We start from the raw sequence: 23,017 nt of genomic DNA on the forward strand, positions 1-23,017 counted from the left end.
AAGTGACATTCCTTTCGTACAACCAGAGCCTAAATGATTTGCATCTTGCTATTAATTATCTTCCCTTCAAGTGCTTGAGTTGCAAGTTTATCCGCTTCTTTATTCGCTGTTCTTGGAATAGGTGTAAACCTTGAATGGACATGAAGCTTTTTAAGCTTTTCTTCAATTCTGTCAAGCCAACGGTTCAGATTCTCTTCATAGCATGGCCATTCACCTTTCAGTTGCATGAGTACGCCTTGTGCATCCCCCTTAAATTCACAACTCATATTCTGAACATTCATTTCCTCAAGTAATAGGACGGTAAAATACATTGCTGCATATTCCGCTTCGCTATTATTTTCAATTTCATCAAATCGTTCATTTGCACGTATACGAAATTTCTTTTTTCCTTGCTTATAATAAATGACCGCCCCTAGACCAGCTTGCGAACTCTCTTTATCGAAACCTCCATCGAAAAATATCGTTAAATCATGCGGTTCCTCTTCAATTTCCTCAAGAAGCTTTTTCATTTCTTTCAAGTTCCAAGTTGTTCCGCGTTCATCATGAAAAGATAAATCCAGCATCCTGCCGCTTTTCTCAATATCTTCTCCAATAACTAACGCTTGCTCTCCTTCTAACCAATCCGAAGTAAAAACAACACCAGCTGTTCCTTTATATTTATATTTCCATTCAAGTTTATATTTCATTTTTTCACCTTTCCAAATTTGAGCATTATGATACACTTAATTTTATCTTACCCTGTTCGTCCGTATGTCAAAAATCTTTTTTTCTTTGGAGGAGTCGCTGATGATTGAAGTATATATTGATGGTGCAAGTGCCGGCAACCCTGGACCAAGCGGAATCGGTATTTTCATAAAAAAAGACGGAGAAGCAGAGCGTTATTCCATCCCCTTAGGTACTATGGAAAATCATGAGGCGGAATATTATGCGCTAATCAAAGGGCTAGAAATTTGTATTGAAAAGAATTACCAAGTTGTATCTTTTCGGACAGACTCCCAAGCAGTCAATCGCGCAATTGAAAAAGAATATGCAAAAAATAAAAAATATGCCCTATTGCTTGAACAAGCTTTACATTTAAGCAAGCAACTTGATCTGTTTTTTCTAAAATGGATTCCAAGTGACGAAAATAAAACAGCTGACTCATTGGCTAGATCTGCCATACGGTTGAATAAATAAGGAGTTCCTTTAATAAATATGAACAAATTTGCGAATATAAGCCTTCTTTTCATTGCATTTATTTGGGGAGCAACATTCGTGCTCGTTCAAAATGCGATTGCTTTTTTAGAGCCTCATTCTTTTAACAGCATTCGCTTCTTTATTGCAGGATTGATTCTTTTCAGCTGGCTCCTTCTTTTTAATAAGCCACAGCTCAAACTAATCAATTGGAAAATGCTCACTGCTGGTATAATTATTGGTGTGTGGCTCTTTATTGGCTATGCATTTCAAACAATCGGACTTCTTTATACATCATCTTCGAAAGCTGGATTTATAACAGGTCTCAGTGTTGTATTAGTACCTGTATTATCATTCTTTTTCCTAAAGAACAAACCAACTAAAAATGCGATTGCAGGTGTTTCCATCGCTACACTTGGATTATATTTATTAACAATGACTGATACCGTTTCTTTGAATATAGGAGATGGGCTTGTATTTATTTGTGCAATAGGCTTTGCCATGCAGATTCTATTCACTGGAAAATACAGCAATCAATTTCCAGCACTCACATTAACCGTTATCCAAATTATGACTGTTTCTCTCTTGTCGAGTCTATTTGCCTTTTTTACCGAGGATTGGAAACAAGCAGTCAATTTAGATGTACTCTTACAAGGCAAAGTACTCCTTGCATTACTGATTACATCTATTTTCGCAACAGCTCTCGCATTTTTTGCCCAAACAAAGTTCCAGCAATTTATCTCACCAACAAGAGTGGCTCTTATCTTTGCAATGGAACCAGTATTTGCAGCAGGTACCGCTTATCTTTGGGCAAACGAAAGACTTTCATACAGTGCACTTTTTGGCTGCATTCTTATTTTTTCAGGAATGATTTTTGCTGATCTGCCTACAAAAAGAAAACAAAAGAAACTTAATAAGAAAATAGCCTAAAATTCAAAAAAGAAGAAATCGGTGCTTGGCCGATTTCTTCAACTAAATATACAAAAGTTCTTTTTCTTTAATAAATTGAATGGCTCCCATTCGTGTTGTTATTTTGTTGGCGATGAGCATTTCAAGCAATGATACATAGAAACTGCCATCAAAGTTTTTTTGAGCCTTTAAGGTCAATTCAATTGCCGTGTTTGTTAACTCATCTGAAGCATTCGTATAATTCTTCCCAAAGTAAATAAATCCGATTGCATCTTCCTGAAGCTGAAATCCTTTACTTTGTAAAAAGTGTAAATATTCCTCCACTGTCTTTTTAGCCATATCATCCATCCCCCTACTGCATAACCCATTTTAAATCTTACAGCAAAATCTGACAATTATCTATCTTTTTTTGTCAAAAAATGACCGATTGTCCCAGTAACAACGCCTAGCAATGCTCCCCCAATAACCTCCTGAGGCTGATGTCCAAGCATTTCTTTCAATTTTTTTGGCTTCTCTTCTTCAAACTCAAGTGATTCGTCTTTTTTCACCTTTTCAATTAAATCTCCCATGCTATTCACTTTCAACGTAAGCTCTCCTGTCTGTCTTCTAATCCCCTGTGCATCATACATAACGATAAGTCCATAAACAAGGGAAAGAGCAAAATCAATCGTTGGCAACCCTCTTTTTAAAGCAATAAATGTCGTTAAAGAGGCGACCCCAGCAGAATGAGAACTTGGCATACCGCCTGTTTGAACAAATAACTCTGGGCGAAATTCCTTTTCCTTAAAGAAATGGATTGGAATCTTTAACCCTTGAGCCAATCCAATACTTAATAAAGCAACATAAACACCTTTATTCATATCTCACTTCACCTCACCTTTAGTGTGAAGAAAATAGAGTGTAATTATTCTTTTCGGTAATACTACAATTGTAGGAAGTAAATATAGGAGGGATCGCATTGTGAGTAAACGTAAAAATAGAAATCGGGGTACTAAAGCACCAGGTGTAACTCCACAAGGATATGGCCAGGATGCCGAATTCGCAGAAGAACCAAAGAGCAAATTGGAAAATGCCGCAAAGAAAAAGAATACGAAATAAAGAAATAGGGCTGTCTCCATTAGAAACAGCCCTACATTCGATTACGCTAATTCTTTCAAATCAAGAAAGCGCTGAAGTCCGCGAAATTCTACCTCAGCAAACTTGTCCATTACCTTTTCATGATTGAAATTAAGTATCGCATCATTTAAATTATATTCGATTGGCACATCACATTTGATTTCTGCAAGTTGACGACTAAGGTGGAGCATCTCTAAATCTTGTTCAATTTTTGTTCTTTGTCCCTTTGTTAACTGATGCAGATTGTCTAGAACCCCTTCAATATGTTCATATTGCTGGAGAAGCTTTAATGCCGTTTTCTCACCAATTCCCTTAACACCGGGATAGTTATCACTCGTGTCACCCATAAAAGCTTTTAAATCAATCATTTGTCTTGGAAGAATTCCATTTGCTTCAAAGAACGTCTCTTTCGTATGCACAAGATAATTTCCATATCCTTTTTGCAGCAATGCAACTGAAATTTCATCCTCTATTAGCTGTAAAATATCCTTATCACCAGTTAGTATTTTCACATTCGCTTCTTCTTTTGCGCTTTTAGCGATCGTACCAATACAATCATCCGCCTCATAGCCTGCAAGCCCAATATTTGGTACATCAAATGCTTCAACAACTTCCTTCACAAGATCGAATTGTGGAATGAGTTCAACGGGTGCATCCGGACGATTCGCCTTATACCCATCATACATTTCTGTCCGAAAGGTTTTACTGCCCATATCCCAGCAAACAGCTACATGTGTTGGCTTAAAGGAAGATACAGCTGTTAAGAAGTGCTTCACAAAGCCATATACTCCATTTGTAGGAATTCCTTTTGAATTAATCATAAACTGGCCTGTAACAGCCGTTGCAAAATACGCTCTAAATAATAATGCCATTCCATCTACAAGCATGAATGAAGGTTTGTTTTCATTACTCAATTTCTTCTCTCCCATTCAGTTCTATAATATAGCCACTATTATAACATGGGAATCTACTATTTCTTTATGTAATCTTTTACAGATTCCGATCCAAATGATTTTCACCTGTTTCCACTTCGTTCTCATCATATGAGACCCAATCACTGAAGCTTCCTGCATACAGCCTCACATTTTTGAAGCCGGCCTCCTTAAGTGCAAGATAATTAGGTGTAGCAGTCACACCTGATCCGCAATAAACAATAATTTCATTCTCTTTATCAATGTCAGAGAACCGCTCATATTGCTCTTCTTTTGATTTAAAGCGTCCATTCCCGAGCCCTTCTGTCCAAATTTTATTAATAGCTCCAGGAATATGTCCTGCTTTTTTATCAATTGGCTCTTCAATCCCTAAATAGCGCTTACTCTCTCTAGAATCAATAATCACTGTATTTGGGCTTTTTTCCCGAACTTTCTTTTTCACTTCCTCATAAGAAGCGAGTATAGCTGTATTTATTTCTATATCATATATTGTTTCATTAAATACCTGAATCGTCTCTTCAACGGGATAATCCTGTGCTCTCCACTCTTTGTAGCCACCATTTAGAACAAACACGTTTTCGTGACCTACATAATTCAAGATCCACCATAAACGAGCAGCAAAGGCACCTTCTCCTCCATCATAAGCAATAACTGTTGTTTCTGGTGAGATTCCGGCCTTTTGCAAAATAAGCTTAAGTTTATTTACATCTGGCAAAGGATGTCTGCCGCCATGAAGTGTCACAGGTGCGGATAAATCCTTTTCTAAATCAAAATACACCGCTCCAGGAATATGATCAGCTAAATATAATTGATACCCTTCATCCGCATTCCCAAGATTATAACGACAATCTGCCAATCGGATATTGTCATCACCAATATGCGCTAACAACCATTCTTTTTCAACTACATGATTCATCTTTTCTCTCCTCTATTCGTTTTGTCATAAGTTTCTTCACATGATCCTTTGGTGTCCAGCAATTGAACTGATAATTAGGTCTCGTATCAAACCCTAATCGTTGACAACGATACTGCATCCCCTTTTTTGCTTTTTTTGCTTGAAAGTGGATGCAGGTTGCACATGCATGAAATGAATTAGCTTTCATTCGCTCACCTTTTATCTTTTCATTGGAAGGCAACGATTTCCTTTTCCATCACTTGAAGTTCTTCAATTGGAAAATCATCGCTCAGAACTGCTAATAAACCATTATAATATTCGATGATTTGTTCCATATGAACGGCTATTAAACGAGTAAACTCTTCATTCAATCGATCAATATAATATTCCTTCAAACGAATACTTTCTTTTTCTAAATAGATTGCGGAGGGATCCTGCATATTTCTCTCGAGTTCATCAACTAAATATTTACGTTCATTCTTTTCAAAAAATGATTTTGGGTTCTTAAAATGGGCCAGTGCTTTTTTAAATTGTGCTTGCTCCTCATTCAAAAAAGCTGTTTCAAATTCAATCCCTGCCATTTTTTCTACTTCAAATGGACTAAATATAAGTTCAGAATTAATTTCTGAAGTGGCAGCCATTACACTTTCTTGTGCTTGCTTCATTAGCTTTCCAATAAACGCTTCCATTCTTACCGTAGTTGCCCTTAATTCCTGCGCAAAGTCAAAACCAAAGCTTTGAATGAAATCATTTAAAGCCATTTGCAAAGCTTTCTTTAAGTTTCGGCCATCATCCTTTAACAATGCTGGATTAAATGCCTCTTTAGCAAAATCATTGAAACGCAGAAAGACTCGCTGCTTAATATAGTAGGTGAGTTCATCTGCTTCTTGCGTTAATTTTTGTGCGTATATGGATACCTCTTGCTTCTGAATACATGTTTTGATCATTTCTTGCTCTTGTTCTAATTGACTATGTTTTTGATGCTTTAATTCTTTATCTTCCTCAGATGAATGGATAAAGCTTCGCAGCTGATTGAGCGCTCGTTGCCATTCTTGCTCAGCCGTAGTAATTGAAATATCCATCAGTTCATTTGTGATAAATGAATAAAAACTTTTTTCGAATACATCAATATTGGAACGAGGATCGATTGTTTTCTCTTGTTTTTCTGTTAATGCTTGAAGGCTTGATAGTCCAAAAAGAGACGGTCTTCTAATCCCATATGCAGTCAACTGCTCTCCAACATAATTTAAGACAGATTCTTTTTCCTCTTCATCATTTGCAAGATCAACCGCATTCACGATGAAAAACATTTTATCAAGCTCAAATGAATCCTTCACACGGCCAAGCTGAATAAGAAATTCTCGATCAGCTTTCGAGAATGCATGATTATAATACGTAACAAAAAGGATCGCATCCGCGTTTTTTATATAATCAAAGGCTACGCCAGTATGACGAGCATTGATTGAATCTGCTCCAGGTGTATCAACAAGGGTGATTCCTTGCTGAGTGAGCGCACAATCATAATACACTTCAATGATTTCGACAAAGCATGATTTCTCTTCCAATGCGACATAGTCTTTTAATTCATCTAAATTCGTGTGAATCATTGTTCCTAAATTATTACGAAAATCCGTAAATCCATTCAAAAATGCCTGTAAGAATGCAAAATGTGTTTTCTCACTTGCATCAAACTGATTTTTTCCAGTCATTACTTTTTGAATTTTAACAATGGCATCATCAAAATCTGTTGCTTTGAAATCAAAAATTTGAAGCGAACGATTCACATCATCAAATAAAACATCCGACTCCTTCACCTTCACTAAAACGGTTCCATGTGAATATTGTTGATTCACTGGCATAATTTTATTAATTGCTGCAGTTGTTGGATTCGGTGATACCGGGAGCACCTTCTCACCTATTAAAGCATTGGCAAAGGAAGACTTGCCGGCACTGAATGCACCAAATAGGGCAACAGTAAATTGCCGATTTTGCAGGCGTTCTGCTTTTTGCACTAACTCTACAGCTCTCCGTTTAAATCCTGGTACATTTTCAATCTTTTTAGCTGTAAAAATAAGTTTCTCGATGAAAGGAGCAATAGAAGCAGAATCCATGCTTTTCTTATTTATCACTAAATCAGAATGGGTCACTTCATTCGGCTGCTCCAATTGTTGTTGGCTACACTCTTCAGTTGTCTCTTTCACAATCTCGACTTCTTCCATTTCCTCAGCAAGCAACCGCTTTGTTTGCTCTGCAAATGTTTCAAAAGAAAACTGCTCTGATAAAAAGGCTTCCATCTGCTTTTTCGCTTGTAAAAGCTGTTCCTTCATTTGATTTAACCCATGCCAAGCTTTAGCCAATTGATTCACTTGTTCGTATTCGCTCATCATTTTCTTTAACTCTTGCTCATTTTTTACCATTACTGCTTGAAGATATTGCTCTTTGATTTCATTCAGACGGTTCTTTGCTAACCTTTTGACTAATTCAGCTACTTCATTTGTATACTGGAGGACATAATCACCTGAAAGAAGGGCCCCCTCCTTTACTGCATCAATAAGCAGTGATTGTGGTAATTCAAGTTGGAAGCTCTGAATTTTAGTTAAAAGAGTTGGATCATGGATGTCATTTTCCTTGCATGCAGCTACATATTGTTCCTTTAGATGCCAATCTAGCTGAGATTTCACTATTTCAGATAGGTCCTGATGGAATTTTGCTAACCGTTCTGCCCTTTCTTGTTCTGTTTTCTGTCGGGAAAAGAAAAGACCGATTTTAAAATTCTTTTGACACGCTTCGATATAGCTTTCAGCAAGTTCACGTGTTTGAAACGGCATTAAATAGGCATTTTTCAATACTTCATCTACATTTGTATTGATGCTTTGCTCGGCGATCCTACCTGTTGCCTGCAATTTTTGAATCTTTTTTTCAAGGCTTGCCACTTGCTCTTGTAAATCAGCTCTTTCATCCATTGAAAGGAGAGATAGAACGGTCTCAAAACGCTCTCTCTCTTCCCCGTTCTTTTCCTCAAGAAATAGCGCATGTTCAGTTGTCAATTTCATTAATGATTGAAAAACGGATTCAGGAAGGAGACTTGCTCCATTTTCCAGTTTTTCTCCGATAAAATTTTGCAAGGCTACATACTCATTCTCCACATTCAATGGATCTCTTAATGATGTATAAAAAATCCTTGCAGGCTTTACTCCCCATGAGGCAAATGAATCCTCCACACTTGTCTTAAACTCAGCAAAACTCAATTCCTCATCCCGATGCTTATCAATCTGATTAATAATTAAATACACTTGCTTTCCAGCAGCCGTTAATTCTTTTGTGAATAAAAAGTTCAGTTCAGACTGAACATGATTATAATCCATTACATAAAAAACGAGATCAGCAAGATGCAAGGCAGATTCTGTTGCAATTCTGTGTGCATCATCTGTTGAATCAATTCCTGGTGTATCCATTATGACTGCGTTCTTTGGTAGCTTTGTATGATCATAGCTCATTTCAATTGAATGAATTTGGTCACCATCTCTACAATATGATTTCACATGCTCATAATCATATGGTGCAGGGTAGACTCTTGGTTTCCCTTCCTTAAATATGACTTTTGCATATGCCTCACCTGTTTTGATTTTCACTAGATTAGCACTTGTCGGAATCGGACTTGTAGGGAGCAGATTTTCGCCAACAAGCTGATTGATCATGCTCGACTTTCCAGCAGAAAAATGTCCACAAAAGGCAATTGAATATTCTTGTTTATTCAATTTCCAGATTAAATCCCTCGCTCTTTCAGACGTTCTATAATCTTGATTTAATTGAAAAAATTCATATAAAGCCGTTATTTTTCCTAAAACCTCTGTTTTCCCTTGTTGCAAAATGGTTCGTGCCATGAATACGTATCCCCTTGTTTAGCTCATTTACTTTCTATTTTAAATGATTTTTCTCACAATTCCTATGTAAAATTATTTGGCAAAATAAAAAAACCAGGGGGGGCTCCTGGTTTTTTCCAATTTATATTTAATTATCTAGTATGTGATTTTGCAACATTATTTAAGACATGCTTCATAACGAATGCATAGGCTGTTACTGTACATGTAATGAATACCGCTACCATATGTAACAACACCCTTCTACTGGACTTGTATTTGAGAACAATTTTCATCTTCAATTAGAATAATATCACGAACGATAATCATTATCAATGGGTAAAATGCAATTGTCACACTTTATTAAATTTTTTTACAAGAGATGGATTTTCTACAAATTGGTCCTTATAGTCGGTTAGATGTTTAAGCGCTTTTTCTTCTGCTGAAATCCGAATGGCCAAAATCACTGCATTTAGTATCGTAAAAACAATCGCTGTAAAATAAGCTTGGAACAGTAATGGAATAATAATTAATTCAAGCGTGACGATGAGATAATTCGGGTGTTTTATATAGCGATATGGCCCTCGCTTTACTATTTCTGCATTTGGCATCACAATGATCTTCGTATTCCAATACTTTCCTAATGACGAAAGCGCCCATACTCGACCGACCTGTAAAGCTAGAAAAATAGGCAAAAGCACTGGCCAGGTTGGAGAAATCGCTTTCTTAAGGACAATCACTTCAATCATGAATGCGAGAAAAAACAATGAATGAACAGCAACAATAAATGGATAATGTGATTGGCCAAATTCAACGGCGCCAAGTTGTTTCATCTGCTGCTCATTTCTCTTCGCAATGACTAGCTCTGCTAAACGCTGGCAAATCAACAGACTAATAAAGAGTAAAAAAAGCATAAACTATTTCTCCCATCTCAATAATAGTAATTCAGAGCTAAAGCCTGGCCCTAATGCCGTTGCTAGTCCATATTCTCCTTCTTTCCCTTTTTCCATAAATTGTTTTAATACATATAAAATGGTTGATGACGACATATTGCCGAATTGTTTCAATACGTTGAGTGGAATCGTAGTCATCTCCGAATTGATTTCAAGTGACTGCACGTACGCATCAATCACTTTCTTCCCACCTGGATGTGCAATGAAATGATGGAGATCTTTTATTGCAATTTGATGCTCATTTAAAAATGAATTCACATTTGGCTTTAGGGAGCTTTCTATTATTGCCGGAATATCCTTTGAAAAAACAACATACAGCCCGTCATTTTTTACTTCCCACCCCATTACATCTAGTGTGGATGGAAACAGGGTTGATTGTGTAGCAATAATTGCTGGAATGGGTCGCGCTACTTGAAGGGATTCTTTATCCACTTCCTCTCCAATAATAAGCGCACAAGCCACTCCATCCGCAAATAGGGAAGTCCCAATTAAATTACTTTTCGAATGATCATTTCGTTGAAAAGTTAAACTGCATAATTCAATTGTTAGCACCAATACTTTTGCTTTTGGAAAGGCAAGGCAATATTCATATGCCCGTGATAATCCTGCAGCCCCGCCAGCACAGCCTAAACCCCAAATAGGAATTCTTTTTGTATGGGAGGAAAATGGGAGATGATTCATGATTCTCGCTTCAATACTTGGTGTAGCAATGCCCGAACTTGATATACAAAATATGGCATCTATTTCAAGAGTGGCAAGATCACTCTCAAGAAACATTCGATTATGTAAACAATTCTCTATCGCCCTCACACCTAATTCAACTGCTGATTCGATATAGGCATCGTTTCTTTCTTTAAATGTTTTATCCGTTTTAAACCAATCGATTCCTTTAACGAAATGCCGCTTTTCAATATGACCATTTTTAAACACCCTTAATAAACGATCAATGTTTTGAAATGATTCTGAGAATAAATCTCTAGCAAAATCGATCACATCATCCTGAACAATTTTATGAACTGGTATCGCCTCACCGACAGAAACAATTGATGGCATACTCATTCTCCCCTGCTATTTATTACCATTACTTTCCCCCATTTACAGGGAAAAATACAAAAAAGCTTCCCCCGAAAGGAGGAAGCAAACAGTTTTGAAGGAGTTGCTGTGCACCATTATTATAAAATTATTTTACTCAATAAGCATTACCAAATATATTCCATTATTTTTTTTTATTTTCCACATCTTATATTTCGACAATTATGTTAAAATTATTTTAGTTCTTAAGTGGAGGAATGCCGTGTGACAACAATTACAAAAAGTGTAACAGACATTTTGAACGGGACGATTACTGCAGTCAAATCTGTTATTCCGTTAGAAATTGCTGTAGACAAACCATCTTTATTTACACAACCTTTCACGCAGCATTCCATTGGTGTATTAATTGGAATGACCGGTGATGTCAGAGGAAGAATCATTATTGATGGAGACTTTAGTGTTTTTGGCAAAATTGGTGAATCAATGTTCGGTATGGCACTAGAAGGTGAAATGTTAGAATCCTTCTCTGGTGAACTAGGCAATATGATTGCCGGAAGCCTTTCTACATTCATTTCTGAAAAAGGCTTAGAAATGGATATTACACCACCGACAGTTCTTGTTGGAGGAGCGAAGGTTTATGGTTTTTCTAAAGCATTTCGCTTGCCAATCACTATTACTAATGTCGGAAATCTTGTCATTGTATTAATGATCGAAGGAAATTAAAACGGTACTTATCGTGCCGTTTTTTATTTTGCTCTATTGTAATATGTGAAATAAAAAAAACCGGATTACTCCGGCATAGAAGGATTACTTGAATTTTTTTGGACTTCAATCACGATTTTCTTTTCTACCATTGATCCACAAACGGTACAATAATCTTCACAGTTATATAAAATCCTGCAATTGTCACAATAGTATTTCTCCATCATTGTCAAACCACATCCAGTCTAAGGAATTTAAAAGCATTATATTTCTTAACAAAGGTATGTGTGAAACGAAAAATGGATAAAACTTTTTACTTATGAAGCTTTCGATTCCTTCAATATCTGTGTTCCTTTTTGTTTTGGTTTAAACTCATTAAATAAAATATTTAAGAAAATCGCTGTAATACTTCCTGCAACAATTCCGTTTTCAGTTAAAATACGGAGATTTTCTGGCAGCTCTGAGAATAAACCAGGCACAACGGACACACCAAGCCCCATTCCTACAGAACATGCAATAATTAATAAATTTTCCTGTGAGGCAAATTCAACCTTACTTAACATCTTTATACCCGAAGCAACGACCATTCCAAACATCGCCACCATTGCACCACCAAGAACGGAATTTGGGATGACTGTCGTCAATGCACCAATTTTAGGGATAAATCCTAGTAAAATAAGCATGACTGCAGCTGTATAAATCACATTATTCGATCTTACACCTGAAATTTGGATTAATCCGACGTTTTGTGAATAGGTCGTATATGGAAAGGAGTTAAATATCCCCCCGATAATACTAGCTAAGCCTTCCGCACGATATCCTTTGACAAGATCCTTTTCTTCTACTTTCTTTTCACAAATATCCCCTAATGCAAAGTACACACCAGTTGATTCTACTAAACTTACCATTGCAACGAGTATCATTGTGATAATAGGAGTAATTTCAAATGTTGGCATACCAAAGTAAAAAGGCTTTGCCATATGGAACCATGACGCTTCTCCTACCGCACTAAAATCAACTTTGCCCATCATGAAGCCAGCTATTGTCCCGGCAATTAAACCAATTAAAATGGAGATTGAGCGGACAAAGCCCTTTGAAAATTTAAAAAGGAGAATAATGAATACTAATGTACCGAATGCAAGTGCAATATTTGATAAAGAACCAAAATCAGCACTGCCTTCACCACCTGCCATGTTATTCATCGCAACTGGAATAAGGGTGATCCCGATAATAGTAACAACTGACCCAGTAACAACTGGTGGAAAAAAACGTACGAGCTTTCCAAAATATTTTCCAATAACTACAACAAAAACTCCTGAAACAATAATCGCGCCATAAATAGCTGAGATCCCATAAGAATTCCCTATTGCAATAATTGGAGCGACAGCAGTAAATGTACATCCTAATACAATCGGCAGGCCAATGCCAAAATATTTATTTCTCCAAACCTGCAAAATAGTTGCAATCCCGCTCGTCAAAATATCAATTGAAACTAAATAGGTCAGTTGTTCACCTGTTAATCCAAGTGCACCACCGATAATTAATGGGACAATAACGGCTCCAGCATACATTGCTAATACATGTTGAATTCCTAAGGATGTCATTTTAAAAGGATTGTTCATTATATTGCCCCCCTTGCTTCTTCTTTGAATATTATTTCACCATTTTTTAATGAATGAATCGTTGCAAGTGATTCCACTCGATATCCTAGCTCACGCAACTTTGCGCCGCCATTTTGAAACCCTTTTTCTATCACAATTCCAATTCCTGCTATCGAAGCATTTGCTTGCTTGACAATTTCAGCTAATCCAAGTGCTGCCTGACCATTCGCCAGAAAATCGTCAATAATAAGAATATGATCATTTTCATTTAAGAACTTCTTCGCAACAGAAATATCATTTGATTCCTGTTTCGTAAAAGAATACACTTTCGCTGTGAGTAACTCATTTACTAATGTGAGAGATTTCTTCTTTCTAGCAAATATCACCGGAATATCTAATTGCAACCCAGTCATAATAGATGGAGCAATTCCTGATGATTCGAGTGTCACAATCTTTGTTATCCCCTCTTCTTTAAATCGCTTCGCAAATTCTTTCCCCATCTCTAGCATTAGTTGAGGATCAATTTGATGATTTAAAAAGGAATCTACCTTTAATACAGAGTCAGATAGAATGATTCCTTCCTGCTTGATTGTTTCGATAAGTAAGTCCATGCTGCTGTTCCTCCTTAAACTTTCATTAAGAGTGGATTCCTCTTAGAATAGTCTTGCCCTATTACTTGTTGTGTAGATTTCCTCAATAAGAATACAAAAAAGCCTAAAGATCAATGCATTCACACCATAAAAAAATGAGTGAAGCAATGACCTTCAGGCTTTAAATTAAAAGATGACGGTATGAAAGAAACACAAAAAGGGTCTCTTCTCATTGCTCACCCATAGTCAAGTCATTTACGGTAACTCGGTAGAAACTTGCAGGCCATATCCCTGCGATTATATGAGTGAAAGATTATTAAATTGATATAAAGATTATAACATCCTCACTTAATAAATCAATCAATTAATAAAAATAAACACGAATTATTTTTATTAATTCTTAATTAATATTCGTGTTTTTCTTTAATTCACTCTTTTCCCCCTTATTATAAAATTCAAAATAAAATATTCAATTCCTCCGCATTTTGTCAAGGTATCAAATTAATCTTCACAATTCCTTCACATTTATCACACTTTCAATGTGATATTTATCACTGAAATATCAACTTTACACTATTATCATAGTAATTATGTTAGGTATGAACATTTTGTGAACTGCAAATTACTGTCTAGATTCCTAGCGATAGTCTTGTATTATGAAATTGTAATCATTTACTTTTTCCAAATTTCCGAAGGGAGTGAATGTAATGGCGAAAGCGGAACTCAACAGGGAACCCGTAAAAAAAACAGAAGTAGAGGACGATCGTTCTTCCTTAAGGGGAACGGCAGTCTCAGTCGCCATATTGGGAGCGTTCCTAGTTATTACTTGGGTAGCAGCTTACTTTTTATATTTAAACCGTTTTTAAAGAATTTGAAAGGGGAAAAAAGCCATGCATGTTCATAAGTTTGAAAAAATCTGGCTCACCTTTGGTGTAGCAATGCTGCTTGTATTTTTAACCGTAATCGGTGTAAGTGCATTTTATCTTGGCAATAAGCCACCTAGTTGCTTAGCAACAATCGATCCAGAAAAAGTGGATACACAAGCACCATTTAATGAACCTGGATTGAAAAAGGTTGAGGGAAAAGAATGGGATTATGAATTAGTCTATGTCGCTTCAGCATTCGCCTATCAACCTGGTGAAGTTGAAGTACCATTTGGTGCAAAAGTGAAAGTCATTGCGACAACAAAAGATGTGATTCACGGCTTCCAAGTAGCTGGAACAAACATTAATATGATGTTAGAGCCTGGTTACATAAGCGAACATATTGCCACTTTTGATAAAACTGGCGAATATTTAGTCCTATGTAACGAGTATTGCGGTGTTGGACACCATATGATGATGTCAAAAATTAAGGTGGTTGAACAATAATGCTTAAAGACGCACTAAAAATAAAAGTTGACCGCCGTGATGGGAAGTTAGCAATGGCCCACTTTTATGTGGCCTTCATCGCCCTAGCAGTTGGTGGACTTGCAGGATTATTACAAACTTTAGTTCGTTCTGGAAAGTTCGAACTTCCTGCTGGAATTGGCTATTATCAAATCTTAACCGTACACGGTGTTGTTTTAGGACTTGTACTTACTACTTTCTTTATTATGGGTTTTCAAATTTCAGTTGTCAGTAAAACAGCTGGAACACTAACGAATCGTCAGCGTTTAATTGGCTGGATCGGTTTCTGGGTAATGACAACTGGTACCGTATTAGCTGCTATTATGATTCTATTAAATGAAGCTTCTGTACTTTATACTTTCTATGCACCATTACAGGCACATGCTCTCTATTATATCGGGTTAACCCTTGTAATTGTTGGTAGCTGGCTAGATGGTACCGTAATCATCATGAAATACATCGAATGGAGAAAACAAAACCCCGGACAAGCGAGTCCACTCATTACATTTATGGCACTTGTTAATACACTAATGTGGATCGTTGCGACAATCGGGGTTGCTGCTACCGTTCTATTACAATTATTGCCTTGGTCTTTAGGTTTAGTAGACACGGTTAACGTAGCAGTAAGCCGAACATTATTCTGGTATTTTGGTCATCCGCTCGTATATTTCTGGTTATTACCTGCATATATGGCTTGGTATGTAATTATTCCAAAAATAATCGGTGGAAAAATTTTCTCAGATTCATTGGCACGATTATCATTTATTTTGTTCTTATTATTCTCAATTCCAGTTGGGATTCACCATCAATTATTAGAACCAGGTATTGACCCTGCTTGGAAGTTCATACAAGTTATTTTAACTTTCTTAGTTGTTATTCCATCTTTAATGACTGCATTCTCATTATTTGCTACATTTGAAAACTATGGACGTTCTAAAGGAGCAAAAGGTTTATTTGGCTGGTTGAAGAAACTTCCATGGGGTGACGCAAGATTTATCGTACCATTCATTGGAATGCTATCATTTATTCCAGCTGGTGCAGGCGGGATCATTAATGCTTCATTCCAAATGAACCAAGTTGTTCATAACACAATTTGGGTAACTGGACACTTCCATTTAACAGCTGCAACTGCAGTAGTATTAACATTCTTCGGTATTGCTTATTGGTTAATTCCGCACTTAACAGGTCGTGTATTAACTAAGAAAATGAATAAATTAGCTATCATACAAGGGGTTACATGGACAATTGGGATGACATTTATGTCTGGTGCCATGCATGCTGCTGGTTTACTAGGTGCACCTCGTCGTTCTTCATACTCTGAATATGGCGGATCTGCTCAAGCGGCAGAATGGATTCCATATCAAATTGCACAAGCAGTTGGTGGATCAATTCTGTTCATCGCGATTATTCTTATGCTTTATATCTTTGTTAATCTAGCTTTCTTTGCACCAAAAGGAGATCAAGAATTCCCAATTGGTGAGCCGTTATCAAATGAAAAACCACCAATGGTATTTGAAAATTGGAAGCTATGGATCGGAATTACAATCCTACTCATTCTATTTGCTTATACCGTTCCGTTTATTGATCTAATTCAAAATGCACCGCCAGGATCAAAGGGATATAAACTTTGGTAAAACAAACACTCCGATCAAATGATCGGAGTGTTTTCTAATGACTGTTTACGTAGATTTTTTGCTAATTACAATATAAATAGTATTGAGTAGTTTCTGCTCTAATCAACACCCCTATTTATTAAGCCATTGTTACATTTGTTTAGAAAATAGTAAGCTATTTGAAAAAAGTGGCTTATCAATTACCTGATTGTAAGATTCTTCCCTTTCAAAACTCCAACTAATCATTCAATCTTTAATCCATCATGTTGACTCAAACTTCTTTTTCGAAATGTCATATTGACGATAATGACAGATCCTAGAATAAATAAGGCACCAATAATCTGAATAAACGTTAACCTTTCTCCGTATAACAAAACACCAAGCATAGTTGCAACAACCGGTTCAACAGTTGCAATAATGGCTGCTTTGCTCCCCTCAATTTTCTCAAGACCCCATGTATATATAAAATAAGCAAGAACAGTCGGAATTAATCCTAAGCCAATACTATAAAGCAATACATTAACATCTAATAAATTCTCATATTTATTCCAAAGCTGAGTAACAGGTATAAGTGCAATAGCCGCCACTACGAATGTATATAAAGTAATCGTATATGGTTCGTATTTCATAAGTGCAAATTTACTAAAAATTGTATATAATGCATAGCCAAGTCCTGCCCCTAGCCCTGTGATAATGCCAATAAAAGTAATCGTTCCATCACCCATTGTTAACCCTGCAATTAATACACAACCAATAATCGTACCAAATACCGCAATAATTTTATTTAATGTCAGTTTTTCTTTCAGAAAAAGATAAGAAAGAATGGTGACAAATGCAGGTGATGTATATAAGAGAATCACTGCAATTGAAATATTCATCTGACCAATAGTTGTAAAATAGCAGTAATTAAAAAAGACAACACTGAAAATTCCTGTTCCAATAAAAAATCGGATGTCGGTCCATTTTTTCAGCTTCATTTTCTTGCGAAGACGGACTGCCCCGATTATTAATAAAACAAGTGCAGCAACGATTACCCTAATTGCAACAATCTCCATTGGAGTGAATCCATATTCCCCTAGCCCTTTCACAAAAAGGGCAATAATGCCCCAAAGACTAGCTCCAGCTGCTATCATGAGATATGGCATCATATTTTTCAATAATGGTTTCCCCCAGATATGCTGGAAGAGGATGACAACTGTCATCCCCTTCATTCAGCTTATTTTAATTGATACACTTTCGAATATTTATCATATAAATAGTCGATTAAATAATTGGCATTTAACCCCTCACCTGTTACGTCTTTTAAAATTTCAAGGGGCTGTTTCATCTTCCCATATTGGTGAATGTTTTCTGTAAACCATTCTTTAATAGGAATTAAATTTCCTTCTTCAAGCAGTTGATCATAGTTTGGGACATCCTTGATCAACGAATTTTTCAGCTGTGCCGCGTACATATAGCCTAATGCATAGGAAGGAAAATACCCAAAACTTCCACCTGACCAATGGACATCTTGCAACACACCTTGTGCATCATTTTCTGGCTTCACACCTAAATATTGCTCATACATTTCATTCCAAATAATTGGCAAATCACTCACTTTAATTTCATCATTAAATAAACCCTTTTCAATTTCATAGCGAATCATAATATGCAATGGATAGGTTAATTCATCTGCTTCAATTCGGATAAGTGATGGTTTTGATTCATTAATGGCTCGGTAGAAATCCTCTAAGCTAACATCGTTAAACTGACCGGAAGCATACTCTTTTAATAAATCATAGTTCTTTTTCCAAAAAGAAGGATGACGGCCAACAAAATTCTCATAAAATAATGATTGAGATTCATGTATTCCCATCGAAGTTCCATCACATAGCGGGGTACCTACTAACTCTAGAGCAATATTTTGCTCGTATAATGCATGGCCCCCTTCATGAATCGTTCCAAAGACAGCCGTGCGGAAATCAGTTTCATCATATTTTGTTGTGACTCTGACATCCCCAGGATTTAATCCAGTCGCAAATGGGTGAACCGTTTCATCTAAACGTCCTGCATTAAAATCATAGCCCATCTGTTTTAAAATTTCCAAGCTAAATTCACGCTGTTTCTCCTTAGAAAAGTGAGTAAATAAGAAGTTCGTTTCTGGTTTATACTCTGATTTCGAAATGCTTTGAACGAGTGGAACGATTTTTTCGCGCAGATCACCAAATACTTGATCGAGCACCTCTACCGTTACACCAGGTTCATACATATCTAGTAATGTATTATATTTATTTCCTTCATATCCCCAATATTGAATAAATTGCTTTGTTTTTTCTACTAGTTTCTCGAGATAAGGACGGAACATTTCAAAATCAGCTGCTTCTTTAGCTTCTTCCCAAACACTTTCTGATTTTGACTGGAGAATCACATATTCCTTATATTCTTCTGCAGGAATTTTTTTATTGCGATCATATCCTTTTTTGCACTCATGAAGTGTTTTTCTTGTGACTTCAGATAATTCAGCATGATCCTTCGATAATTTCTCTATGTATTGGGCCATTTCTTCTGATGTAGACATTTGAAAAACATCTGAAGATAGCATGCCAATGACTTCAGAACGCTGTTCAATCCCTTTTTTGGGCGCACCCGTGCGTAAGTCCCAAAAAATTAAAGCTAACGCTTCATTATAAGCCTCCATCTTCTTTACATAATCTAAAAAGTCTTTCTCCACATCACTAATTGTCACACTCATCCTGTTCCCCCCTATTATTCTAGCTCCTGATTATTTTATCATATTTTTCTGATAATGAACAAATACAGTATCCTCTCCTCTATTTTTAGGTATTTGTCTAACCGTTCATAAAGGTTTAATGCTCTAATTTTGTTAATATATCACGAGTTATTCTGAGTAAAACAAACAAAATAGGAAATTCATGTTAAACTATACGTTTGTAGTGCCTATTCCATTAGTTAAACAGCTTAATTGAAGAATGGAAAATTTTCATGATAAAGGATGATTATGTTTGATTACGGTACAGCAATTTTGGAATGAATTTTGCCTAGCAAATCATATGGTTGGAAACGAATATAAAGATGCTTTTCAATTCGGAGCTTCTGCTGATTGGTTAGCTGATTTAGTTATTGACGGAAAGAAGACAGCAACTACTTCAGGTTATGTGTTTTATGAGCTAGAAAAAGAAGCGATCCCTCAAGCTAGCGAATATTATATCGTTTTAAATGGTCATGATAAGCCAGTCGCAGTCATTGAAATTCAATCGGTTGAAGTTGTTCCGATGAATGAGGTAACAGAGGAATTTGCTTTAGCAGAAGGTGAAGGAGATTATCAATTTTGGTGGGACGCTCATGAAAAGTTCTTTACCGAGCTATTACAAGAATATCATCTGGAATTTTCTCCAAGTATGTTAGTTGTATGTGAACGATTTAAAAAAGTCTATCCAAAATAAGCAGGAAAAAACCTTTAAAGTCGTCTAGCAGTTTAGGACAGCCCTTCAGCTAACAGAAGGTGTAATTGAGAACCCCAGTTATAAATAAAGCTCAGAGCATATTTCATAGAAACTCTGAGCTTTTGTGCATGAAATGCAGCAAAAAAGTGATTGCCATTTTACTCTATATTTAAATTATTTCTTACCGATTGCTACTTTCCAAGTTTCTGGTCCTTGTTCAAGGTATTCCCAAGTAAACTGATCTTCTCTTTCCATCTTAAATTGATATTGTAATGGTCTTGGATCATGATCATTTACTAATTGCATGAATTCACCAGATTGTAATGAATCGAATGCTTTGAAAATCGTTGGATGTTTTTCTCTTGGCGGATAATCGGGTGCGATAACTGTTTGTGCAAATTCTTTCATTTTTATTTCCCCCTATTCATTTGTTAACATCCTCATTGTATATAATTCACGTGATCTGAATAGTGAGTGGGGTCACATTTGAACTATGATATTTTGCTCTATAAAATGTAAGAACGAGGTCTCCGTTTTTCCATGTATAAGAGAGATTAATCGTTTTATTGTTTAGAAACCGTTATAATACATTTTAGAGAAACTATATAATAGGAAGAGAGTATATGAAACCATTTATTTTAATCATCGTTTTAATTTCTTTTATCGACATGTTTTCACAGCTGCCAATCATGAGTCCATTTGCCAAAAGCTTAGGTGCCTCACCTGCTTTTATTGGATTAATCGTCGGGATGTATTCATTCTCAAATATGTTTGGAAATATAATAGCTGGTTATTGGATTGATAAATATGGAGGAAAAAAGGTATTACTAGCTGGATTTTTCTTAACAGCATCCATGTTAAGTCTTTATATTTTCGTATCCACAGCTGAACAATTAATGGCGATACGATTTCTCCATGGATTATTTAGCGGTTTTCTTGTTCCAGCAGCCTTTACAGTGCTTGCAAATAGAGGTAAAGAGGGGAAGCAAGGGAAATCCATGGCTGTTTCAGGGGTAGCTGTTGGCATTTCTGCAATCATTGGTCCTGCATTTGGCGGTATTGTTGCTTCAAAGTATGATATTAATTGGGTGTTTATTACGATTGCCGTGATGATGATCTTAATTGCAATCTGTTCATTCTTTATTTTGCCGAACAATAATAAAGCAATTACAAGAAAAATGGAGCCACCCATTTTTACACTTGTTTCGATTCTAAAAACACCTATGCTTGCGATTAGCTTTATTGGTGCGTTTTCACTAATGTTTGCTCAAGGCGTGCTCGCATATATGCTTCCTCTACAGGTTGAATCCCTAAATTATGGGACCCAGTATAGCGGAATGCTTCTAAGTACATTTGGAATTACAGCAATATTAATATTTGGTTTGCCAACGAACCGAATATTTGATAAGTATAAGCATCAATCGATCATGATGCTTGGGATGGCAATCATCGGGCTTGCACTTATCCTATTAAGTAATGCTTCCACCCTTCCCTATTTATTTATATGTATGGTGCTTTATGGCTTTGGATTTGCTTTGCTATTTCCTTCCATTACCGCCATGCTTGTTGAACATACAGATGAAATAACGAGAGGCAAGGCATTTGGTTTATTTTATGCATTCTTCTCATTAGGTGTTGTTGTCGGCTCATCATTAACAGGGTTACTCGCTGTTTCATTTAGCACTGGTTTTATTATGGCTGCATGCATATTATTTGTTTATACATTTTTGCTGCTCCTTTATTTTAGAAGAAAAAAAGATCGACAAAACAAATGGAGTGATTCAAATGAATGAATTCGTCGGGCAGTGTCAGCAATGCAAAAAGGATCTGTATTGTATTGATGGATTTTTCAATGGAATTCATACAGATGAGCAACAAATACTATGCTTTGAATGTGATAAGAAGGAAGAAAAACCCGCAAACTAACATGCGGGTTTTTTTCTGTTTAATTTTAGTTCCATAACTTATCCTACTTCCCCCCACTTAAAAAAACATTGAGAATGAGAATCAAAAATGAAGTTATATGATTCACGTCACTTATTCTCATAAATTATAGTGCTAAACTTGAATCAAATAATGAAAGTATGAAAGTAGAAGGTGAACTAATTGAGAATTGAGGATATTGAAAAACGGCTTAAAGCTGTTCCGCTTTTTAAAGATTTAGAAAAAGGCGAGCTATCCCAGATCGTTGATATCGCTCAAGCACGACTTTATAAAAATAAGTTATATGTGTTTATGCAAGGCGATCCACTTGACCGTGTTTTCTTCATTCACTCAGGGAAAATTAAAATTTTTAAAACTGATTCATCAGGAAGAGAGCAAATCGTTTCTGTTCTAGAAGCAGGTGAAATGTTCCCACATGCAGGTTTCTTTAGACAAGGAAATTATCCTGCCCATGCAGAGGTAATGGAAGAAGCACAATTAATTGCTGTACCAATTGATGATTTTGAAAGAATTTTGCTAGCCAACCCTATTCTATGTATTAAGCTTTTCAAAGTATTAGGGGAAAAAATCGTTGATTTACAAAATCGACTAGAGGAACAAATTCTTCATAATACGTATGAGCAAATTATTATGCTGCTGCTAAGACTAACTAGAACAAATGGCATCCAACAAGATAGCTGTTATAAAATTACGACACATTTCACAAACCGTGAATTGGCGAATATGATTGGGACTTCTAGGGAAACCGTTAGCCGAACACTTAATCAATTAAAGAAAAAAGAATTCCTATTCACAGATGAAGAAGGATTCTTCTTAATTAATCGGAACCAGCTTAAGCAGGAAATCCTTTAAAAAATAAATGTTCA

General features: G+C 36.2%; 25 protein-coding genes and 1 riboswitch. Of the genes, 11 read left to right on the forward strand and 14 right to left on the reverse strand.

Annotation, left to right across the window (positions count from 1 at the left end; genetic code table 11):
• Positions 1-29: 29 nt before the first annotated feature.
• Positions 30-686: a reverse transcriptase-like protein gene (locus J2Z40_RS09095; RefSeq protein WP_066399366.1), complete on the reverse strand. Its 657-nt coding sequence runs from the start codon at positions 684-686 to the stop codon at positions 30-32.
• A 100-nt stretch (positions 687-786) separates the two neighbouring features.
• Here J2Z40_RS09095 and J2Z40_RS09100 point away from each other — a divergent pair, with 100 nt between their 5' ends.
• Both J2Z40_RS09100 and J2Z40_RS09105 read left to right on the forward strand, forming a co-directional pair.
• Positions 787-1,176, forward strand: a complete 390-nt coding sequence (locus J2Z40_RS09100; protein ID WP_066395259.1) for a reverse transcriptase-like protein — start codon at positions 787-789, stop codon at positions 1,174-1,176.
• A gap of 18 nt (positions 1,177-1,194) precedes the next feature.
• On the forward strand, positions 1,195-2,103 hold the full coding sequence (locus J2Z40_RS09105) for a DMT family transporter (protein ID WP_066395262.1): 909 nt from the start codon (positions 1,195-1,197) through the stop codon (positions 2,101-2,103).
• Positions 2,104-2,145: 42 nt separating this feature from the next.
• On the opposite strand, the gene J2Z40_RS09110 is transcribed toward J2Z40_RS09105, so the two are convergent.
• Positions 2,146-2,421 carry a DUF6123 family protein gene (locus J2Z40_RS09110; RefSeq protein WP_066395263.1) on the reverse strand — a complete coding sequence of 92 codons (276 nt, stop codon included), beginning with the start codon at positions 2,419-2,421 and terminating at the stop codon, positions 2,146-2,148.
• A gap of 56 nt (positions 2,422-2,477) precedes the next feature.
• Positions 2,478-2,942 (reverse strand): divergent PAP2 family protein, encoded by a 465-nt coding sequence (locus J2Z40_RS09115; protein ID WP_066395266.1) that lies wholly within the window; start codon positions 2,940-2,942, stop codon positions 2,478-2,480.
• Positions 2,943-3,042: 100 nt separating this feature from the next.
• Between J2Z40_RS09115 and sspL the strand changes: the two genes are divergently transcribed.
• The gene (gene sspL / locus J2Z40_RS09120) at positions 3,043-3,180 is read left to right on the forward strand and encodes a small, acid-soluble spore protein L (protein ID WP_066395269.1); all 138 of its coding nucleotides are present in this window, start codon (positions 3,043-3,045) and stop codon (positions 3,178-3,180) included.
• Positions 3,181-3,221: 41 nt separating this feature from the next.
• Here the strand turns inward: sspL and J2Z40_RS09125 are convergent, their stop codons facing one another.
• From J2Z40_RS09125 to J2Z40_RS09150, 6 genes are all read right to left on the reverse strand, one after another.
• The gene (locus J2Z40_RS09125) at positions 3,222-4,085 is read right to left on the reverse strand and encodes a 5'-3' exonuclease (RefSeq protein ID WP_209795150.1); all 864 of its coding nucleotides are present in this window, start codon (positions 4,083-4,085) and stop codon (positions 3,222-3,224) included.
• A gap of 103 nt (positions 4,086-4,188) precedes the next feature.
• Positions 4,189-5,046, reverse strand: a complete 858-nt coding sequence (locus tag J2Z40_RS09130) for a sulfurtransferase (RefSeq protein ID WP_066395282.1) — start codon at positions 5,044-5,046, stop codon at positions 4,189-4,191.
• Complete coding sequence (locus J2Z40_RS09135; protein WP_066399369.1) at positions 5,030-5,233, reverse strand: hypothetical protein; 204 nt, start codon at positions 5,231-5,233, stop codon at positions 5,030-5,032. The genes J2Z40_RS09130 and J2Z40_RS09135 overlap by 17 nt, the downstream gene beginning before the upstream one ends.
• A gap of 19 nt (positions 5,234-5,252) precedes the next feature.
• A complete protein-coding gene (locus J2Z40_RS09140; protein WP_066395285.1) occupies positions 5,253-8,909 on the reverse strand; it encodes a dynamin family protein in 3,657 nt (1,218 codons plus the stop codon).
• Positions 8,910-9,238: 329 nt separating this feature from the next.
• Complete coding sequence (locus J2Z40_RS09145; protein ID WP_066395287.1) at positions 9,239-9,799, reverse strand: isoprenylcysteine carboxyl methyltransferase family protein; 561 nt, start codon at positions 9,797-9,799, stop codon at positions 9,239-9,241.
• 3 nt (positions 9,800-9,802) lie between these two features.
• On the reverse strand, positions 9,803-10,891 hold the full coding sequence (locus J2Z40_RS09150; protein WP_066395289.1) for a type III polyketide synthase: 1,089 nt from the start codon (positions 10,889-10,891) through the stop codon (positions 9,803-9,805).
• A gap of 243 nt (positions 10,892-11,134) precedes the next feature.
• Between J2Z40_RS09150 and J2Z40_RS09155 the strand changes: the two genes are divergently transcribed.
• Positions 11,135-11,593 (forward strand): chemotaxis protein CheX, encoded by a 459-nt coding sequence (locus J2Z40_RS09155; protein WP_083953917.1) that lies wholly within the window; start codon positions 11,135-11,137, stop codon positions 11,591-11,593.
• A 296-nt stretch (positions 11,594-11,889) separates the two neighbouring features.
• Here the strand turns inward: J2Z40_RS09155 and J2Z40_RS09160 are convergent, their stop codons facing one another.
• Positions 11,890-13,197, reverse strand: coding sequence for a nucleobase:cation symporter-2 family protein (locus tag J2Z40_RS09160; protein ID WP_425351385.1), 1,308 nt, complete (start codon positions 13,195-13,197; stop codon positions 11,890-11,892).
• Positions 13,194-13,784, reverse strand: a complete 591-nt coding sequence (locus tag J2Z40_RS09165) for a xanthine phosphoribosyltransferase (RefSeq protein WP_066395300.1) — start codon at positions 13,782-13,784, stop codon at positions 13,194-13,196. The genes J2Z40_RS09160 and J2Z40_RS09165 overlap by 4 nt, the downstream gene beginning before the upstream one ends.
• A 202-nt stretch (positions 13,785-13,986) precedes the next feature.
• Positions 13,987-14,088: riboswitch (purine riboswitch) on the reverse strand.
• 382 nt (positions 14,089-14,470) lie between these two features.
• On the opposite strand from J2Z40_RS09165, the gene J2Z40_RS09170 reads away from it, so the two are divergent.
• The 3 genes from J2Z40_RS09170 to J2Z40_RS09180 are packed head-to-tail and all read left to right on the forward strand — an operon-like array spanning position 14,471 to position 16,785.
• Positions 14,471-14,629 (forward strand): subunit I/II of b(o/a)3-type cytochrome C oxidase, encoded by a 159-nt coding sequence (locus J2Z40_RS09170; RefSeq protein WP_066395303.1) that lies wholly within the window; start codon positions 14,471-14,473, stop codon positions 14,627-14,629.
• A gap of 24 nt (positions 14,630-14,653) precedes the next feature.
• The gene (locus tag J2Z40_RS09175; RefSeq protein ID WP_066395306.1) at positions 14,654-15,133 is read left to right on the forward strand and encodes a cytochrome c oxidase subunit II; all 480 of its coding nucleotides are present in this window, start codon (positions 14,654-14,656) and stop codon (positions 15,131-15,133) included.
• Positions 15,133-16,785 carry a b(o/a)3-type cytochrome-c oxidase subunit 1 gene (locus tag J2Z40_RS09180; RefSeq protein ID WP_066395308.1) on the forward strand — a complete coding sequence of 551 codons (1,653 nt, stop codon included), beginning with the start codon at positions 15,133-15,135 and terminating at the stop codon, positions 16,783-16,785. Before J2Z40_RS09175 ends, J2Z40_RS09180 begins: the two co-directional genes overlap by 1 nt.
• Positions 16,786-17,006: 221 nt before the next feature.
• Here J2Z40_RS09180 and J2Z40_RS09185 read toward each other — a convergent pair whose 3' ends face one another.
• Both J2Z40_RS09185 and J2Z40_RS09190 read right to left on the reverse strand, forming a co-directional pair.
• Positions 17,007-17,912: a DMT family transporter gene (locus J2Z40_RS09185; protein ID WP_342590327.1), complete on the reverse strand. Its 906-nt coding sequence runs from the start codon at positions 17,910-17,912 to the stop codon at positions 17,007-17,009.
• 68 nt (positions 17,913-17,980) lie between these two features.
• A complete protein-coding gene (locus J2Z40_RS09190; RefSeq protein WP_066395315.1) occupies positions 17,981-19,495 on the reverse strand; it encodes a carboxypeptidase M32 in 1,515 nt (504 codons plus the stop codon).
• A 319-nt stretch (positions 19,496-19,814) separates the two neighbouring features.
• On the opposite strand from J2Z40_RS09190, the gene J2Z40_RS09195 reads away from it, so the two are divergent.
• Positions 19,815-20,207, forward strand: a complete 393-nt coding sequence (locus J2Z40_RS09195) for an ASCH domain-containing protein (RefSeq protein ID WP_066399375.1) — start codon at positions 19,815-19,817, stop codon at positions 20,205-20,207.
• Between the two features lie 174 nt (positions 20,208-20,381).
• Here the strand turns inward: J2Z40_RS09195 and J2Z40_RS09200 are convergent, their stop codons facing one another.
• Positions 20,382-20,615 carry a DUF2249 domain-containing protein gene (locus tag J2Z40_RS09200; RefSeq protein ID WP_066395318.1) on the reverse strand — a complete coding sequence of 78 codons (234 nt, stop codon included), beginning with the start codon at positions 20,613-20,615 and terminating at the stop codon, positions 20,382-20,384.
• Between the two features lie 215 nt (positions 20,616-20,830).
• Here J2Z40_RS09200 and J2Z40_RS09205 point away from each other — a divergent pair, with 215 nt between their 5' ends.
• From J2Z40_RS09205 to J2Z40_RS09215, 3 genes are all read left to right on the forward strand, one after another.
• Positions 20,831-22,000 (forward strand): MFS transporter, encoded by a 1,170-nt coding sequence (locus J2Z40_RS09205; RefSeq protein ID WP_066395319.1) that lies wholly within the window; start codon positions 20,831-20,833, stop codon positions 21,998-22,000.
• On the forward strand, positions 21,993-22,133 hold the full coding sequence (locus J2Z40_RS09210; RefSeq protein ID WP_162840488.1) for a hypothetical protein: 141 nt from the start codon (positions 21,993-21,995) through the stop codon (positions 22,131-22,133). Before J2Z40_RS09205 ends, J2Z40_RS09210 begins: the two co-directional genes overlap by 8 nt.
• A 180-nt stretch (positions 22,134-22,313) precedes the next feature.
• The gene (locus J2Z40_RS09215; protein WP_066395322.1) at positions 22,314-23,003 is read left to right on the forward strand and encodes a Crp/Fnr family transcriptional regulator; all 690 of its coding nucleotides are present in this window, start codon (positions 22,314-22,316) and stop codon (positions 23,001-23,003) included.
• The last annotated feature ends 14 nt before the right edge of the window (positions 23,004-23,017 follow it).

The organism is Cytobacillus eiseniae (genome assembly GCF_017874625.1).
In the GTDB taxonomy this organism is placed as follows: Bacteria; Bacillota; Bacilli; order Bacillales; family Cytobacillaceae; genus Cytobacillus; species Cytobacillus eiseniae.